This window comes from Kitasatospora cineracea (assembly GCF_003751605.1).
In the GTDB taxonomy this organism is placed as follows: Bacteria; Actinomycetota; Actinomycetes; order Streptomycetales; family Streptomycetaceae; genus Kitasatospora; species Kitasatospora cineracea.
In genome coordinates this window covers 5008735-5025040 of record NZ_RJVJ01000001.1, presented here as the reverse complement: position 1 = coordinate 5025040, position 16306 = coordinate 5008735, and the positions used below count along the sequence as shown (strand labels likewise).

Annotated in this window: 10 protein-coding genes; 8 read left to right on the top strand and 2 right to left on the bottom strand. The window is 75.5% G+C overall.

The genetic code is table 11. The features are described 5' to 3' along the window. Positions 1-162: 162 nt before the first annotated feature. The 6 genes from EDD39_RS22830 to EDD39_RS22805 all read left to right on the top strand — a co-directional run bounded on the left by EDD39_RS22830 (position 163) and on the right by EDD39_RS22805 (position 14402). Positions 163-4089, top strand: a complete 3927-nt coding sequence (locus tag EDD39_RS22830; protein WP_425269758.1) for a SpoIIE family protein phosphatase — start codon at positions 163-165, stop codon at positions 4087-4089. Between the two features lie 194 nt (positions 4090-4283). Further along, positions 4284-8558 (top strand): HAMP domain-containing protein, encoded by a 4275-nt coding sequence (locus tag EDD39_RS22825; RefSeq protein ID WP_123558807.1) that lies wholly within the window; start codon positions 4284-4286, stop codon positions 8556-8558. Between the two features lie 55 nt (positions 8559-8613). Continuing rightward, the gene (locus EDD39_RS22820; RefSeq protein WP_123558805.1) at positions 8614-11067 is read left to right on the top strand and encodes a SpoIIE family protein phosphatase; all 2454 of its coding nucleotides are present in this window, start codon (positions 8614-8616) and stop codon (positions 11065-11067) included. Positions 11068-11387: 320 nt separating this feature from the next. Further along, positions 11388-12107 (top strand): CBM20 domain-containing protein, encoded by a 720-nt coding sequence (locus EDD39_RS22815; RefSeq protein WP_162870085.1) that lies wholly within the window; start codon positions 11388-11390, stop codon positions 12105-12107. 208 nt (positions 12108-12315) lie between these two features. Further along, a complete protein-coding gene (locus tag EDD39_RS22810; protein ID WP_123558801.1) occupies positions 12316-13920 on the top strand; it encodes a phytoene desaturase family protein in 1605 nt (534 codons plus the stop codon). Positions 13921-13958: 38 nt separating this feature from the next. Then, positions 13959-14402, top strand: a complete 444-nt coding sequence (locus tag EDD39_RS22805) for an SRPBCC family protein (RefSeq protein ID WP_123558799.1) — start codon at positions 13959-13961, stop codon at positions 14400-14402. 20 nt (positions 14403-14422) lie between these two features. Here the strand turns inward: EDD39_RS22805 and EDD39_RS22800 are convergent, their stop codons facing one another. Beyond that, the gene (locus tag EDD39_RS22800) at positions 14423-15163 is read right to left on the bottom strand and encodes a DUF1345 domain-containing protein (RefSeq protein WP_123558797.1); all 741 of its coding nucleotides are present in this window, start codon (positions 15161-15163) and stop codon (positions 14423-14425) included. Positions 15164-15343: 180 nt separating this feature from the next. Here EDD39_RS22800 and EDD39_RS22795 point away from each other — a divergent pair, with 180 nt between their 5' ends. Then, entirely contained in the window at positions 15344-15613 is a 270-nt protein-coding gene (locus tag EDD39_RS22795) for a DUF4235 domain-containing protein (protein ID WP_030461972.1), read from the top strand. 94 nt (positions 15614-15707) lie between these two features. Beyond that, entirely contained in the window at positions 15708-15890 is a 183-nt protein-coding gene (locus EDD39_RS39740) for a hypothetical protein (protein WP_123819613.1), read from the top strand. 81 nt (positions 15891-15971) lie between these two features. Here EDD39_RS39740 and EDD39_RS22785 read toward each other — a convergent pair whose 3' ends face one another. Further along, positions 15972-16280, bottom strand: coding sequence for a helix-turn-helix transcriptional regulator (locus EDD39_RS22785; RefSeq protein WP_123558795.1), 309 nt, complete (start codon positions 16278-16280; stop codon positions 15972-15974). Positions 16281-16306: the final 26 nt, after the last annotated feature.

Sequence of the window (16306 nt, the reverse complement as noted above, 5' to 3'; positions counted from 1 at the left end):
CCGGTGGGGCGGGAGCGGGCTCGGGGGGTGTTCGGCGCCGATCCGGTGGTGGGCGCCGACCTGGCACGGGTGGACTGGTCGGCCACGCCGCTGGGCGATCCGGCGTCCTGGCCGCAGAGCCTGCGCTCGGCGGTGGACCTGGTGCTGTCCTCGCGGTTCGCCATGTGGATGGCGTGGGGGCCGGAGCTGACGTTCTTCTGCAACGGCGCGTACCGGCGCGACACGCTCGCCGACAAGTACCCGTGGGCGCTGGGCCGCCCGTTCCGGGAGGTGTGGGCGGAGGTCTGGGACGATGCCAGGCCCCGGATCGAGCACGTGCTGGCCGAGGGCGAGGCGACCTGGGACGAGGCGCTGCCGCTGCGGCTGCGGCGTTCCGGCTATCCCGAGGAGAGCTACCACACCTTCTCCTACAGCCCGTTGCGCGACGAGGCGGACGCGGTGGTCGGCGTGCTGTGCGTGGTCAGCGAGGACACCCAGCGGGTGGTCGCCGAGCGCCGGATGGCGACGCTGCGCGACCTGGGCTCCGACCCGGGGGCGGTGCGCGCCGAGGGCGAGTTCCTCGCGTTCAGCGCCGAGCAGCTCGCCCGCAACCCGTACGACCTGCCCTTCACCCTGACGTACCTGTTCGACGAGCGGGGCGGCGTCCGCCTGGCCGCCTCCTCCGGGGTGCCGGCGGGCCACCCGGCCGCGCCCGCCCTGATCGGGCCCGGCGAGCCGGGCCCGTGGCCGGTGGGGGCGGTCCGCCGGGACGGGGCGGTGTCGGTGCCGCTGACCGGCGACCGGTTCGCCGACCTGCCGCGCGGGGCGTGGGAGGAGCCGCCCCGGCAGGCCCGGCTGGTGCCGTTGAACGGCCCGGGGTCCGACGGGCCGGTCGGCGTCCTGGTCGTCGGCCTCAACCGGTACCGCCCGCACGACGACGCCTACCTCGGCTTCGTCGACCTGGTCGCGGGCCGGTTGGCGGCGGGGGTCTCCAGCGCCCGCGGCCACGAGGCGCAGCAGCGGCGCGCGGAGCAGCTGGCCGAGCTGGACCGGGCGAAGACCGTGTTCTTCTCCAACATCAGCCACGAGTTCCGCACCCCCCTGACGCTGATCTCCGGGCCGGTGGAGGGCCTGCGGCAGCGGCTGGCGGACGCCGAGCCGGACGTCCGGGAGGACCTGGAGACGGTCCACCGCAACGCGCTGCGGCTGGGCCGCCTGGTCAACACGCTGCTGGACTTCTCCCGGATCGAGGCGGGCCGGATGCGGGCCCGCCCGGAGCCGGTCGACCTGGCGCGGGTCACCGCCGAGCTGGCCGCCGTGTTCCGTTCGGCCGCGCAGCGCGCCGGGCTCGTGCTGGAGGTGGACTGCGCGCCGCTGAGCGCCCCGGTGCCGGTGGATCCGGAGCTGTGGGAGAAGGTGGTCTTCAACCTGCTGGGCAACGCCCTGAAGTTCACCTTCGAGGGGACGGTGCGGGTGCGGGTGCGCGAGCGGGACGGGTGGGCCCTGGTCACCGTCGAGGACACCGGGGTGGGCGTTCCGGCCGCGGAGCTGCCGCGGCTGTTCGACCGCTTCCACCGGGTCGAGGACGGCCGGGCGCGCTCGCACGAGGGCAGCGGGATCGGCCTGGCCCTGGTCAAGGAGCTGGTCGACCTGCACGGCGGGACGATCACCGCCGCCTCCGAGCCGGGCCGCGGCACCGCGTTCACCGTCAGCCTGCCCCTGGCGGCCGGCCCGTCCGCGGAGGGCCGTGCCGTCCCGGACGCGCCGACGGGCGCCGACCGCGCGGCCGCCGAGTCGTTCGTGCAGGAGGCCCTGCGCTGGGAGCACCGCCCCGGCGGGGGCTCCGGCGGCGGGCCCGCGGAGCCCCTGCCGACCGCCGGGGCGGAGGGCGCTGGCCAGGCGGAGGACGCCGCCGGGGCGGAGGGCGCTGGCCAGGCGGAGGGCGCCGCCGGGGCGGCCGCGCACGTCCTGGTGGTCGACGACAACGCCGACATGCGCGACTACCTCACCCGCGTCCTGCGCGGCGCGGGCCACCGGGTCACCGCGGTCGGCGACGGCGACCGGGCGCTGGCCGCCGTCCGCTCCGAGGCCCCCGAGCTGGTGATCAGCGACGTGATGATGCCCGGTACGGACGGCCTGCAGCTGGTCGCGGCGCTGCGCGCCGACCCGCGCACCGCCGCGCTGCCGGTGCTGCTGCTGTCGGCCCGGGCCGGGCGGGAGGACGCGGTGGACGGCTTCGAGTCGGGGGCCGACGACTACCTGGTCAAGCCCTTCGCCGCGGTCGACCTGCTGGCCCGGGTGCGTGCCGCGCTGCGGTCGGCGCGGCTGCGCGAGCAGCACGCCCGCTGGCAGGACGCGCTGGTCGACTCGCTCCAGGACGCCTTCTTCGTCTGCGACGAGGACGGCGCCGTCACCCGGGTGAACGCGGCGTTCGCCGACCTCCTCGGGTACGGCCCCGAGGGGCTGCCCTACCTGCCGCCCCACCCGTGGTGGGCGGATCCCCGCACCGACCCGGACGCCCGCCGGCAGGCCGCCGACGCGCTCGCCCGCTCGGCCGAGCACGACCGCGGCAGCGCCACCGTCCCCGCCACCCACCGCGACGGCCACCGGGTCTGGGCGCACTCCACCTTCAACCGCGTCCCGGACCCGGCGACCGGGCGCACCGTCACCGTCGGCACCATCCGGGACGTCACCGCCGAGTACTACGCCGTGCAGCGCGAGAGCGCCCTGGCCTCGCTCGCCGACTGCCTGGCCCGGGTCACCAGCGCCGAGGAGGCGCTCGCCTGCGCCCTGGAGGAGCTGCGCGGCCTGTGGCGGGCCCGCCGGGTGGTGGCGGTCCGCTTCGACCGGGCCGGGGCCCCGGCCCGGCTGACCGCCGCCGGGCCCGGGCCGGACTGGCCCGGGCTGCCGGAGGAGCGGCGGGCGGCGCTGACCGCGCTGGCCGGCGGGCCCGCCCTCACCCCGGCGGCCGGGCCCGCCGGGACGGGCATCCGGCTGGAACTGCCGGACGGTCCGCTGGTCCTGGCGGTGGAGCTGGACGAGCCGCGCCCCTTCACCCGGGAGGACGAGCTGCTGCTCTCCCTGCTGGGCGGGCGGCTCGCCCAGGGGCTGGCCCGGGCCCGGCGGATCGACCAGCAGCGCGAGACGGCCATCGCCCTGCAGCGGGCCATCCTGGGGCCGAACCGGCTGCCGGAGGGTTTCGCCGCCCGCTACGAGCCGGCCACCCCGCCCCTGGAGGTCGGCGGCGACTGGTACGACACCGTGCCGCTGCCGGACGGCCGCACCGGCATCGTCGTCGGCGACTGCGTCGGGCGCGGGCTGGCCGCGGCCAGCGTGATGGGGCAGCTGCGCAGCGCCTGCCGGGCGCTGCTGCTGCAGGACCCCGGCCCGGCCCGCACCCTCGCCGCGCTGGACGCGTTCGCCGCCGGCGTTCCCGGCGCGGTCTGCACGACCGTCTTCTGCGGCGTCCTCGACCCGGTGACGGGCGAGCTGCGCCACTCCAGCGCCGGGCACCCGCCCGGCGTGCTGGCCCTGGCCGACGGCTCCACCGTCCTGCTCGACGGGGGCCGCGCCCTGCCGCTGGCCGTCCGCCCGGGTCTGCCCCGGCCGGAGGCCGTCACCGTCCTGCCCGGCCGCTCCACGCTGCTGCTGTACACGGACGGGCTGGTGGAGCGGCGGCGCGACGGCCTGGCGGAGGGCATCGAGCGGGCGGGCCGGGCGCTCGTCGCGGGCTCCGGCCTGCCGACGGCCGAGCTGGCCGGGCACGTGACGGGCCTGCTGCGCCCGGCCGACGGCTACGAGGACGACGTCGCCGTCCTGCTGTACCGGCAGCCCGCCGTGCTGGTGCGGTCCTTCCCGGCCCGGCCGGCGGAGGCGCCGGCCGCCGCGGCGGCCCTGCGGGCCTGGCTGGCGGAGTGCGGCGTCCCGGCCGGGGCGGTCCGGGAGGTGGCGGCCCCGGGGGTCGCGGCCCTGGCCGGGGCCCTGGCCGGGGCCGGCCGGGGCGGCACCGTGCGGCTGACCGCCCGGGCCGCCGCCGCCCGGCTGCGGGTCGCCGTCCGGCCGGCCGGGGGCGGCCCGGAGGTGGTGGTCCAGACCGCGCTCCCCGGCTGAGGGCCGGGCGGGGCGTGGTCGGTGGCTTCGGTTCGAGACCTTTCCGACCTGCGGGTTTTCCACCGTTGGGCGGGCTGGGGTAGCCTCGCCCGGGGCCCCGGGACTGGCGGCTGCGAAAGCCGTTCCCGGTGTCCTGAGCGCTTGATCGGTTGCCCGGTCGGACGACCGGGTGTAACAGGAGGCGGAGCTTTTCGATGGCTGGCTCGACAACCCCGCAGGACTCCCGGCCGGGTGCGGCGGCCGACCGGTCGGAGATCGGCGAGGCCGAGCTCCGGCTGTTGCTGGCGGGTCTGACCGCGGTGCGCGACGGGGACTTCAGCACCAAGCTGGCCGGTGACGCGGACGGGCTGCTGGGCGAGATCGCGACCGTCTTCAACGGCATGGTGGACCAGCTGTCGCAGTTCACCTCCGAGGTGACCCGGGTGGCCCGCGAGGTCGGCACCGAGGGGCAGTTGGGCGGCCAGGCCGTCGTCCCCGGGGTGTCCGGCACCTGGGAGGACCTGACCGACTCGGTCAACGCGATGGCGGGCAACCTCACCACCCAGGTGCGCGACATCGCCCAGGTGGCGACCGCGGTGGCGAAGGGCGACCTGTCGCAGAAGATCACCGTGGACGCCCGGGGCGAGATCCTGGAGCTGAAGAACACCGTCAACACGATGGTCGACCAGCTCAGTTCGTTCGCCGGGGAGGTCACCCGCGTCGCCCGCGAGGTCGGCACCGAGGGCATCCTGGGCGGCCAGGCCGACGTGAAGGGCGTCTCGGGCACCTGGCGCGACCTGACCGACAGCGTCAACTCGATGGCGGGCAACCTGACCGGCCAGGTCCGCTCGATCGCGCAGGTGGCGACCGCGGTGGCCGAGGGCGACCTGTCGCAGAAGATCACCGTCGCCGCGCGCGGCGAGATCCTGGAGCTCAAGGAGACCATCAACACGATGGTCGACCAGCTCAGTTCGTTCGCCGGGGAGGTCACCCGGGTGGCCCGCGAGGTCGGCACCGAGGGCCGGCTCGGCGGCCAGGCCGACGTCCGGGACGTCTCGGGCACCTGGCGTGACCTGACCGAGTCGGTGAACGTGATGGCCGACAACCTGACCGCGCAGGTCCGGGCGATCGCGCAGGTCACCACGGCCGTCGCCAAGGGCGACCTGACGCAGAAGATCCGGGTGGACGCCCGGGGCGAGATCCTGGAGCTGAAGGAGACCATCAACACGATGGTCGACCAGCTCTCGGCGTTCGCCGACGAGGTGACCCGGGTGGCCCGCGAGGTCGGCACGGCCGGCAACCTGGGCGGCCAGGCCACCGTCCGGGGCGTGTCGGGCACCTGGAAGGACCTGACCGACAACGTCAACGTGATGGCGTCCAACCTGACCGGCCAGGTCCGTTCGATCGCGCAGGTCGCCACCGCGGTGGCCCGCGGCGACCTGAGCCAGAAGATCACCGTCGAGGCGGAGGGCGAGGTCGCCGCGCTGGCCGGGGTGATCAACACCATGGTGGACACCCTGTCGGCGTTCGCCGACGAGGTGACCCGGGTGGCCCGCGAGGTCGGCACCGAGGGCATCCTCGGCGGCCAGGCCCGGGTGCCGAACGTCGCGGGCACCTGGAAGGACCTGACCGACAACGTCAACTTCATGGCGCACAACCTGACTTCGCAGGTCCGCAACATCGCGCAGGTCACCACCGCGGTCGCCAACGGCGACCTGACCCGCAAGATCGACGTCGACGCACGCGGCGAGATCCTGGAGCTCAAGACCACCATCAACACCATGGTGGACCAGCTCGGTTCGTTCGCCGCCGAGGTCACCCGCGTCGCCCGCGAGGTCGGCAGCGAGGGGCGCCTGGGCGGTCAGGCCGAGGTGGAGGGCGTCTCCGGCACCTGGAAGCGCCTGACCGAGAACGTCAACGAGCTGGCCGGGAACCTCACCCGGCAGGTCCGGGCGATCGCCGAGGTGACCAGCGCCGTCGCCGCGGGCGACCTGACCCGCTCGGTCACCGTGGACGCCTCCGGCGAGGTCGCCGACCTCAAGGACAACGTCAACGCGATGGTCGGCTCGCTGCGCGAGACCACCCGCGCCAACGAGGAGCAGGACTGGCTCAAGACCAACCTGGCCCGCTTCTCCGGCCTGCTGCAGGGCCGGCGCGACCTGGCCGTGGTCGCCGAGGCGGTGATGGACGAGCTCACCCCGCTGGTGGGCGCCCAGGTCGGCGCGTTCTACCTGGCCGAGGAGGGCGAGCGCGGCACGGTGCTGCGGCTGATCGGCTCGTACGCGTACCCGGACGGCGAGCGCCCGGCCAGCTTCCGGCTCGGCGAGTCGTTCGTCGGCCAGGCCGCCCGCAGCCGGCGCACCATCGCCGTCGACACCCTGCCGGCCGGCTACCTGGCGGCCGCCTCCGGCCTCGGCCGCACCGAGGACCTGTCGCTGCTGGTCGTCCCGATCGTGGTCGAGGAGCAGGTGCTCGGCGTGATCGAGCTGGCCTCGGTCCGGCCGTACGCGGCCGTCCACCGGGCCTTCCTCGACCAGCTGATGGAGACCGTCGGCGTCAACCTCAACACGATCGTCGCCAACGCCCGCACCGACGAGCTGCTGGGCGAGTCGCAGCGGCTGACCGCCGAACTCCAGGTGCGCTCGCAGGAGTTGCAGGCCCGCCAGGAGGAACTCCAGGCGTCCAACGCCGAGTTGGAGGACAAGGCGGCCCTGCTGGCCGCGCAGAACCGGGACATCGAGACCAAGAACCTGGAGATCGAGCAGGCCCGGCAGGAGCTGGAGGCCCGCGCCCACCAGCTCTCGCTGGCCTCCACCTACAAGTCGGAGTTCCTGGCCAACATGAGCCACGAGCTGCGCACCCCGCTCAACAGCCTGCTGATCCTGGCCCAGCTGCTGGCCCAGAACCCCACCCGGAACCTGACGGCCAAGCAGGTCGAGTACGCGGGCATCATCCACTCGGCCGGCTCGGACCTGCTGCAGCTGATCAACGACATCCTCGACCTGTCGAAGGTCGAGGCGGGGAAGATGGACCTCACCCCCGAGCCGGTGGCGCTGCGCAGCCTGCTGGACTACGCCGAGGCCACCTTCGAACCGCTGACCGGCCAGAAGGGCCTGGCCTTCACCGTCCGCACGGCCCCGGACGTGCCCGAGCAGCTCGTCACCGACGACTACCGGCTGCGCCAGGTGCTGCGGAACCTGCTCTCCAACGCGGTGAAGTTCACCGAGCAGGGCCGGGTCGACCTGCGGATCGGGCTCGCCCCGGAGGAGCAGGTCCCCGAGGGCGTGCGCCGCGGCGGCCCGGTGCTGGCCTTCCGGGTCTCCGACACCGGCATCGGCATCGCGCCGCAGCACCTGGAGACCGTCTTCGGCGCCTTCCAGCAGGCCGACGGCACCACCAGCCGCAAGTACGGCGGCACCGGCCTGGGCCTGTCGATCAGCCGGGAGATCGCCTACCTGCTGGGCGGTGCGATCACCGTCGAGAGCGTGCTGGGCGGCGGCAGCACCTTCACGCTGTTCCTGCCGGTCTCCCGGCCGGAGTTCCTCGTGCCGGAGGCCGGGGCGCGGGCCGGGGCCGCGGGCGCCGCCCCGGTCGCCGACCTCCCGCAGCAGGCCGCCGAGGAGGGTCCGGCGGCGCTCCAGCCGCGCCGCCTGCTGGTCGTGGAGGACCGCCGCGGCGGTCTGCTGTCGCTGGTCGCCGAGAACGCCACCGCCGGAACGACCGCTCTCGCCGGAACGGCGGCGGGCCGCCCGGTCGAGGTGGTCACCGCGGTCGGCGCGGGGGAGGCCGCGGCCGTCCTGGCGTCCGCGCCCCCGCACTGCGTGGTGCTGGACCTCGACCTGCCCGAGGGCGCCGCCACCGCGCTGCTGCGCGACATGGACCGCGACCCCGCGCTGCAGGGCGTGCCGGTGCTGGTGCACAGCAACCGCGGGGCGCCGGGCGACGCCGAGGCGCTCTCCCCGGCCGGGGTCCGGCCGCTGGAGGTGATCTCCAGCCTGGACGAGCTGCGCGAGCGGATCGCCCTGCACATGAACGCCGACCGCCCCGGTGACGTCCCGCCGGTCCGCGGGGCCTTCCAGGAGGTGCCGGGCGAGGCCGCCGGGGTGGACTCCGTGCTCAGCGGCCGCCTGGTGCTCGTCGTCGACGACGACGACCGCAACCTGTACGCCATCACGGGCATCCTGGAGCTGCACGGCATGCGGGTGCTGCAGGCCGAGAACGGCCGGGCGGCGCTGGAGACGCTGGCCTCCCACCCCGGCATCGACGTGATCCTGATGGACGTGATGATGCCCGAGATGGACGGCTACACCGCCACCGCGGCGATCCGCGCCATGCCGCAGCACGCGGCGCTGCCGATCATCGCCGTGACCGCCAAGGCCATGGTCGGCGACCGGGAGAAGAGCCTCGGCTCCGGTGCCAGCGACTACATCACCAAGCCGGTCGACGCCGGTGAGCTGGTCGACCGCATCAAGGCCCGGCTCGTCCGGTAGCCCCGCGTCCCGTCCCGCGCCCCGTCCGTCCCGCACAACCGCAGGAGTCCACGCCGTGCACCAGTTCCGGGAGCCGCACCCCGACCAGGGCCTGCCGACCACGCCGACCGGTCCCGGGCTGATCGGCGCCCAGCGGCCCGCCCCGTCGGCCCTGCCGGTGCCCGCCGGGGCGCCGGGCGGCCCGCCGGCGGTCGGCGGGGCGATCGGGCGGCTGGCCGACACGGTCGAGGAGCTGCGCCGCCAGCTCGACGAGGCGCAGGCGCACGCCGCGGGGCGGTCGGTGGTGGAGATGGCCGTCGGCGTCCTGGTGGAGCGGCTGCGCTGCGGTCCCACCGAGGCCGCCAAGCAGCTGCACCTGCTGGCGGAGCAGGCCGGCTCCACCCCGCTGGAGCTGGCCGCGGGCCTGGTCAACCGGGCCGCCGCGGACAAGATCTCCGAGGCCGCCCGGGACTTCGTGGCGCGGGCGGCGAGCCCGGCGTCGACCGGGGTCGGGGTGCGGCTGCGCAACACCGAGGCGGACGCGCTGAACGCCGGGGACGCGGCGGCGGCGGCCCGCGCGATGCTGGAGCACGCGCTGCGCCCGCTCGGCGCGGTGGCGGTGGCGATCTGGGCGGCCCGCCCGGACCTGTCGCTGGCGCTGGCGGGCAGTGCGGGCTTCGCCGAGGCGGAGGCCCGGCGCTGGCGCCACGTGCCGCCGGGGGTGGTCACCGCGGCCCGCCGGGCCCTGGACGAGCGGGCGCCGGTGACGTACCGCACGCTGGCGGACGCGACCGTCCCGTCGATCGGCCGGCACGAGGCGGGCGGTGGCCGGGTCGCCGTCCCGGCGGGCGTCGGCGGGCGGCTGATCGGCGTGCTGGAGGTGTGCTGGCGCGACGAGCTGCCGGACTGGTCGCAGTCGCTGCACCGGCAGTTCGAGGCGCTGGCCGAAGTGTGCGCCGCCACCCTGGAGAACTGGGCCGGGGACGTCCCGGAGGACGCCCCGGGGACCGGGCGGCTCGACGAGCTCGCCCGGCTGGTCGACGGGATCCTCGACCCGTGCATGGTCCTGGAGCCCGCCGACGACGGCTTCCCGCCGCGCTTCGTGATCCGCCACGCCAACCCGGCGTTCGTGGACTTCGCCGGCCGTCCGACCGGTGCCGTCGTCGGCTCGCCGCTGCTGGAGGCGTACCCGCTGGCCGCGCAGGAGGGCAACCTGCTGGAGGCGGTGGAGGACGTCCACGCCACCGGGGCGCCGTTCAAGGACCCGCAGATGCGGCTGACCGCCCTGGTCGACGGGGTGCCGCTGAGCACCGACGCGTACGTGTCGATCAGCCGGCACGGCCGCCACGTCACGGTGCTGTGGCGGCTGGCCGACAGCACCCCGAAGATCGCCCGGCTGCTGCACCACGCGCAGCGCCTGGGCCGGATCGGCGGCTTCGAGGAGGACCTGGACACCCGCGAGGTGGTCTGGAACGACACCCTGTTCGAGCTGTACGGCCTGCCGCCGACCGACCGGCCGATCGCGCTGGAGCGGCTGGCCGACCACGCCCACCCGGACGACGTGGACGCCGTCGGCCGTTTCCTGCGCACCCTGCTGCACCACCGGCGCCCGGCGTCCACGGCCTTCCGGTTGCAGCGCCCGGACGGGGTGACCCGGCACATCCGGGTGGTGGCCGAGCCGGTCCACGACCGGCTGGAGCGGCTCAGCGCGGTCCGCGGCGCCTACCAGGACGTCTCGGCGCAGCACTGGACCGAGGTCGCCCTCGCCGCCACCCGCGACCAGCTGGCGCAGAGCGAGCAGCAGGCCGCCGAACGGCACCGGCTGGTCCGGCAGTTGCAGCACGCCATCATGCCGCCCAGCGCCGGCCCGCGGACGCTGAACAACCTCGACGTCGCCGTGCGCTACCGGCCCGCCGAGAAGGACCACCTGGTGGGCGGCGACTGGTACGACGCGCTGACGCTGCCCTCCGGGCAGGTGCTGCTGTGCGTCGGCGACGTCGCCGGGCACGGCATCGAGGCGGCCACCGGGATGGTGGCGCTGCGCAACGCGCTGCGCGGCCTGGCCGCCACCGGGGCGGGCCCGGCCCAGCTGCTGGCCTGGCTCAACAGCGTGACGCACCACCTGACGGACAACGTCACCGCCACCGCGGTCTGCGGCCTGTACGACCCGGAGCGCCGCCGCCTGCGCTGGGCCCGGGCCGGGCACCTGCCTCCGGTGCTGCTGCGCGGTGGGGCGGCGGAGTGCCTGCCGCAGGTGGACGGCATCCTGCTGGGCGTGATCGACCGGGCCGACTACCAGGAGAGCGAGCTCGCGCTGGAGCCGGGCGACCGGATCGTGATGTACACCGACGGTCTGATCGAGCGCCGCGACCAGGGGCTGTACGCCTCCCTCGCCAACCTGGTCTCGCTGTCCGAGGCCGCGCCCCGCGAGGGCGCCACCGCGCTGGACGCCCACCTGGACCACCTGCTGCGCTTCAGCGGCGCCGACACCGACGACGACACCTGCCTGGTCGGCATCGAGGTGCGGTAGGGCGGGCCGCCCGCCCCGCGGATGAAAAGTTTTTCGCCATCTTGCAGGGCTTCTTTCATGACGCCCGGATGTCCTCCGCCGCACGGCGCGGTGACGCCGCCGCGACCGGGGGCGGCCTCCGACCCGGCGACCAGTGCAGACCGCCGATCGTTCACCTCTTGAAGGCAAAAGCCGGGGCGTCCCCGAAAGTTGACCTGAAATTGACAGAAAGAGGTACCCGGAGGCCGATTTTCCGACCCGTTCCGTTGATTTCGTGTTGTGATCAAGCGGCGCTGACACCGCGTCACCGCTCGTACCGAGACGAAGAGACGGGAAGAGTCATGACCACCGCACCGCCCCGCACCGCAGCCGCCGGCTGGCGTCCGCTCCTGCTCGTGGCCGCCCTGCTGGCCTGCCTGCTCGGCACCGTCGCGCCCGCGGGCGCCGCCACCGCCGAAGCGACCCTCTGGGTCACGGTCACGGCCCGGACCCAGCCCGGCGACACCGTCCTGATCAGCGGGAACACCGCCCAGCTGGGCAACTGGAACCCGGCCGCCGCCGTCCCGCTGCAGACCACCGCCCAGACGTACCCGACCTGGAAGGGCTACTTCCAGATCATTCAGGGCACCACCGCCGAGTACAAGTTCCTGATCCGCAGCAGCACCGGGGCCGTGACCTGGGAGAGCATCCCCAACCGCTCCGTGACGGACTCGCCCGGCACGGTCAGCCCGATCGACGAGCGCTGGAACGTCAGCGACGGCGCCCCCGTGGCGGCGTCCTTCCACGCCACCGCCACCACCGCCTACGGGCAGAACCTGTACCTGGCCGGGAACCTCGCCGAACTCGGCGGCTGGGACCCGGCGAAGGCCGTCCCGCTGACCACCGGCAGCGGCAGCTACCCGGTGTGGAGCGCCGGCCTGCAGCTGCCGCCCAACACCCCGATCGCGTACAAGTACCTCCTCAAGAACCCCGACGGCAGCGTGGCCTGGGAGAGCGGCGACAACCGCACCGCGACCACCCCGCCCACCGGCACCTTCACCGCCGACGACACCTGGCGCTGACGACCGGCCGGCCGGCCGACGCCGGACCGGACGACGCAGGGCCGTCGGGCGCCACGAGCGCCCGGCGGCCCTGCCGCGCGCGGGCCGGTGCGCGACCCGCCGCGCGATCCGGTGCGCGATCCGGTGTGCGATCCGGGCGGGTGGGGCAGGCGCGGGGCCGGTGAGATCCGCGGAACCCGAGGAACCCGAGGAACCCGAGGAGGCCGAGATGGCGGACGCGATCGTGATCGGGTCCGGCCCGAACGGGCTGGTCGCGGCCAACCTGCTGGCGGACGCGGGCTGGCACGTGGTCGTGCTGGAGGCCGCCGACGCCCCGGGCGGCGCGGTGCGCAGCGACCGGGGCGTGGACCCGGAGTTCGTCTCCGACCTGTTCAGTTCCTTCCACCCGCTGGCCGTCGCCTCCCCGGCGGTCCGGGGGCTGGGGCTCGAAGAGTTCGGGCTGCGCTGGAGCCACGCCCCGGCGGTGCTCGCCCACCCGCTCCCGGACGGCCGCTGCGCGACCCTGCACCGCGACGGCGGGGCGCCGGACCCGGACCGGCTGGAGCGGATGTTCGGCGCGCACGACGCCGCGGCCTGGCAGCGTCTGGCGGACCGCTGGGACCGACTGGATCCGCACCTGGTGAACGCCCTGCTCACCCCGTTCCCGCCGGTGCGGCCGGGCGCGGCGATCGCGGCCCGGCTGCGGCCGTCCGGTCTGCTCGACCTGGCGCGCTTCCTGGCCCTGCCGGTGCGGCGGCTGGCGGAGGAGGAGTTCGAGGGCGAGGGCCCGGGACTGCTCCTGGCCGGCTGCGCCCTGCACGCCGACCTGCTGCCCGAGGCCGCGGGCAGCGGCGCGTTCGGCTGGCTGATGGCGATGCTCGGCCGGCGGTACGGCTGGCCGGTGCCGGTGGGCGGGGCCTCCGCCCTGACCGCGGCGCTGGTGCGCCGGCTGGAGTCCGCGGGCGGGGAGGTGCACTGCGGGCAGCCGGTGCGGGAGGTGGTGGTCCGGAACGGGACGGCGCTGGGCGTGCGCACCGCGGACGGCCGCGGCCACCGCGCCGGGCGGGCGGTCCTCGCGGACACCGCCGCGACGGCCCTGTACGGCGGCCTGGTCGGCTGGGAGCACCTGCCCGGGTCGCTGCGCCGGGACATGCGCCGCTTCCAGTGGGACTTCGCCACCGTGAAGGTCGACTGGGCCCTGCGCGGGCCCGTCCCCTGGAGCGCGCCCGCGGCCGGCCGCGCCGGGACGGTGCACCTGGGCGCCGACCTGGACGAGCTCGGCGACTACGCCCACCAGGTCCTCACCGGGCGGCTGCCGGCCCGCCCGTTCGCCCTGTTCGGTCAGATGACCGTGGCCGATCCCACCCGGTCGCCCAGCGGCACCGAGTCGGCCTGGGCCTACACGCACGTGCCGCAGCGCGTCACCGCGGACCTCGGCCCCGACGGCATCACGGGGCGGTGGGACCGCCGGGAGGGCGAGGCGATGGCCGACCGGGTCGAGCGCCAGGTGGAGCGGTTCGCCCCGGGCTTCCGCGACCTGGTGGCCGCCCGCCGGATCCTCACCCCGCCGGTCCTGCACTCCCTGGACGAGAACCTGGTCGGCGGGGCCCTCAACGGCGGCACCGCGGCCCCGCACCAGCAGCTCTTCCTGCGGCCCGTCCCCGGCACCGCCGGTCCCCGCACCCCGGTGGCCCGGCTCTACCTCGCCTCCGCCTCCGCCCACCCCGGCGGCGGCGTCCACGGCGCGTGCGGCGCCAACGCCGCCCGGGCCGCCCTGAGCGCCCACCGCCGCTCGCCGGCCCGCTTCCTGCCGGCGGCCGGCCCGCGCCGCTGAACCCCTCCCCCGCCCCGCACGAAGGGAACGGACCCCTCATGGCACAGCGCCAACGCCTGATCGACTCCCCGCCCGAGCAGGTCTGGGACGTCCTGGCGAACCCCCGGAGCTACGCGCAGTGGGTGGTCGGCACCCAGGACGTCCTCGACGCGGACGACCACTGGCCCGAGGTCGGGGCCCGTCTCAGGTTCCTGGTCGGCTTCGGGCCGGCCGCCCTGGAGGACACCTGCGTGGTCAGGATCTGCGAGCCCGGCCGCCGTCTCGAACTCGAGGCCGCGGCGGCGCCCTTCGGCACCGCCCGGATCGCCTTCTCGCTCATCCCCTGGGACCGCCACACCCTGCTGATCCTCGACGAGCACCCCCTGCGCGGCCTCGGCGCCCGGCTGGAGAACCCTTTGACCGAGTTCGTCCTCCACCTGCGCAACCGCCGGCTGCTGACCAACCTCGCCCGCAACGCGGCGCACCGCGGCGCCCCGGGGTGACGGGGCGCCGCGGTGCGGCGCTAGCGGTCGAGGACGCCCACCGCGTGGGCGATGACGAGCAGCGAGGTGATGAGGGCGGCGACGCTCTCGACGGCCATCAGGGCCTTCGCCCGGGTGGACAGCGGCATGGTGTCGGTGGGGCTGAAGGCCGTGGAGTTGGTCACCGAGACGTACAGGTAGTCCATCAGGGTGGGCACCCAGTCGCTGCTGCGGCTGGCGCCGTCGGCGACCTCCTCGACGGCGTCGTGGTTCTCGTCCTGGGAGAACCGGAAGTCCGCGAGCGGCAGGTCGGCGCGGTCGGCCTGGGTGCGCGTCACGGGGCCGCCGCGGTCGAGCTCCCAGAAGGCCAGGCCGAAGACGATGATGCTGGTGGCCCACACCTGGAGCGCGGCGAGCAGCAGCGGGCCGCCCTGCTGGGCCTTGCTGGTGACCATGGCGTTGACCAGCAGGCCGAGCGAGACCAGGTTGCTCAGGCCGATCAGGGCGACCAGGGTCAGCGACAGCGCCCTGGAGAGGCGGTTCTGCCGGGTCATCCGGCGCGGGTTGACCGCGATCAGCGGGATCAGCAGCAGGAGTTCCAGCCCGGGCAGCACGAACCGCGGGACGAGCAGCAGTCGTTCGGGGAGGGCGAGGTAGAGCAGGATCGCCGCCAGGGTGGCGAGCACCGCGGGCAGCCGGGCCTCGCCCCGGCGTTCGTGGCGCGGGGAGCGCCGCTGGGCTCTCGCCCGGTGGTCGTTGAGGTGCCGTTCGCCACTGCCCATCTGCGGGTCCTTCCGGTCGGGGCGGATGCCACCACCGCCTGCCCCGCCGCCGGCCGTCCACGCCCGGCGGCTGCGGGGGGCCGGCTGCGCGGCGCGGTTTGCGGCGGGGGCGGCCGGGCAGCCGCCGGAGGGTTCCGGGCGGTGCGCGAGGGCCGCGGGTGGCGAGGAGAGGAGTCCCCCATGAAGGCGGCAGCAGTGGTGTACAAGCCGGTCGGCATGGTGGTGGGGGCGCTGGGCGGGGTGGTGGCCGGGGCGGTGTTCAAGCAGGTGTGGCGGCGGATCGCCCACGAGGAGGACACCCCGAACGCGACCGACGAGGAGCGGGGCTGGCGGCAGGTGCTGACCGCGGCGGCGCTCCAGGGCGCGCTGTTCGCCCTGGTGAAGGCGGCCGTGGACCGGTCGGGGGCGACCGCGTGGCGGCGGGTGACGGGGGTGTGGCCGACGGGTTGAGGGACCGGGCCGGGCCCGCCCGGCCGGATCGGTGTGGCCGCCGGTGGCGGGGGTAGCCGCCGGGTGTCCATGTCGCAGACGGAGAGGAGCAGCCATGACCACGCAGGACGGGAAGGACCGGGCCGCCGGAGAGGCGCCCGGGGAGAGCGTGCGGGAGCGTTCGGCCGAGGAGCGCGAGATCACCGCGCCGACCCCGGCCGATGTCCGGGCCAAGGCCGAGGAGGGCCGGGAGGACGAGGAGCCCGAGCCGCCGTCGGCGGACGTCCAGGCGCCCTGAGCGGCCGCCGGGGCACGGCCGTCCCGGTTCCCGGCCCGTGCGGCCGGGGGCCGGGACGGCCTTCTCGGCCGGGCCCCCGGGTCAGGCCGTTCCGGGCGGCGGGGTGAGCAGGGCCGAGAGCAGTTCGGCGATGGTGGGGCCGGCGTCGGCGGGATGGCGGAGTTGGCCGTCGATGACGTGGTAGTGGTTGGTGCGGCCGCGGCGTTCGTGGGAGAGGTACCCGGCTTCTTCCAGGTCGGAGATGATGCGCTGCACCGCGCGCTCGGTGAGCAGGCAGCGGGTGGCTATGTCGCGCACCCGGATGCCGGGGTCCCGGTAGATCTGGATCAGGACCCTGGCGTGATTGGTCAGGAACGTCCACTGGCGGCTGGTTTCGGCGGCTCTCTCCACCGCCCCAGGATAGGCAGCGTGGTTCA

Coding starts and splice junctions, on each gene's coding strand:
- EDD39_RS22800 (WP_123558797.1), bottom strand. CDS start 15,163: ATGGGCAGTGGCGAACGGCACCTCAACGACCACCGGGCGAGAGCCCAG.
- EDD39_RS22815 (WP_162870085.1), top strand. CDS start 11,388: ATGACCACCGCACCGCCCCGCACCGCAGCCGCCGGCTGGCGTCCGCTC.
- EDD39_RS22830 (WP_425269758.1), top strand. CDS start 163: ATGTGGATGGCGTGGGGGCCGGAGCTGACGTTCTTCTGCAACGGCGCG.
- EDD39_RS39740 (WP_123819613.1), top strand. CDS start 15,708: ATGACCACGCAGGACGGGAAGGACCGGGCCGCCGGAGAGGCGCCCGGG.
- EDD39_RS22795 (WP_030461972.1), top strand. CDS start 15,344: ATGAAGGCGGCAGCAGTGGTGTACAAGCCGGTCGGCATGGTGGTGGGG.
- EDD39_RS22825 (WP_123558807.1), top strand. CDS start 4,284: ATGGCTGGCTCGACAACCCCGCAGGACTCCCGGCCGGGTGCGGCGGCC.
- EDD39_RS22805 (WP_123558799.1), top strand. CDS start 13,959: ATGGCACAGCGCCAACGCCTGATCGACTCCCCGCCCGAGCAGGTCTGG.
- EDD39_RS22810 (WP_123558801.1), top strand. CDS start 12,316: ATGGCGGACGCGATCGTGATCGGGTCCGGCCCGAACGGGCTGGTCGCG.